The 826-nt window shown below is 66.9% G+C and carries 1 protein-coding gene; it reads left to right on the top strand.

Features of this window, described 5'->3' with window-relative positions:
- Positions 1–675 (top strand): GGDEF domain-containing protein (locus AC1D00_RS43450; RefSeq protein ID WP_477014972.1); only part of this gene is annotated, 675 nt, incomplete at its 5' end.
- Positions 676–826 lie beyond the last annotated feature (151 nt).

The raw sequence follows: 826 nt of genomic DNA, 5'->3' as shown, positions 1-826 counted from the left end.
GTGGCGGGCAAGCCGCTGAGCGCCGTGTTCGCACTGTGGCAGAAGGAAGCTTATCGCATCGGCGCCGTGGTGCTGGCGCTTGCGCTGTTCGTGCTGGGATCGACGCTCGTGCTCGCACGCGAGATCGGCCGACGCGCCGAGGCCGAGCGCAAGCTCGAGGAGATGGCAACGACGGACGCGCTCACCGGCCTGAAGAACCGCCGCAAGTTCGATGCTGTCATCGACGTTGAATGGCGGCGCGCGATGCGCCAGAAGACGCCGGTCGCGCTCCTGATGATCGATGCCGATCACTTCAAGGCCTACAACGACACGTTCGGCCACCAGGCCGGCGACCAGCTGCTGGTCGGCATCGCCATCTGCATTTCCGATTCGGTGAGCCGCGCCGGCGACTGCGCCGCCCGCTATGGCGGCGAGGAATTCGCGGTGCTGCTGCCGAACACCTCCATCACCGAGGCCTTCAGGATCGCCGAGGCGATCCGCGGCAAGGTACTGGGCTGGTCCGACGATACGGCGACGTCGACGGTCTCCTGCGGCATCGCCAGCCTCGTCCCCGCCGCCGGCATGGACTGGTCGATGCTGGTCGCCGCCGCCGACAAGGCGCTCTATGCCGCCAAAGCCGGCGGCCGCAACCAGTCCGTGGTCGCGAGCCTTCCGAAGCTGTCGCTGGTGGCGTGAGGGCCACTCTTCGTCATTAGCGTGCTGTCGCGCACCACTGCAGTGTCGTCCCGGCGAAGGCCGGGACCCATAACCACAGGGAGTGGTTTGGCGGAGACTCGTCGTTCGGTACGCCTGCCGAACGCGATCGATAGATCACGCGGTATGGGTC

Source organism: Bradyrhizobium sp. P2_E8, from assembly GCF_056403875.1.
Note: the sequence above shows the minus strand (reverse complement) of the source record. Positions and strands in the feature narration are given on the sequence as shown.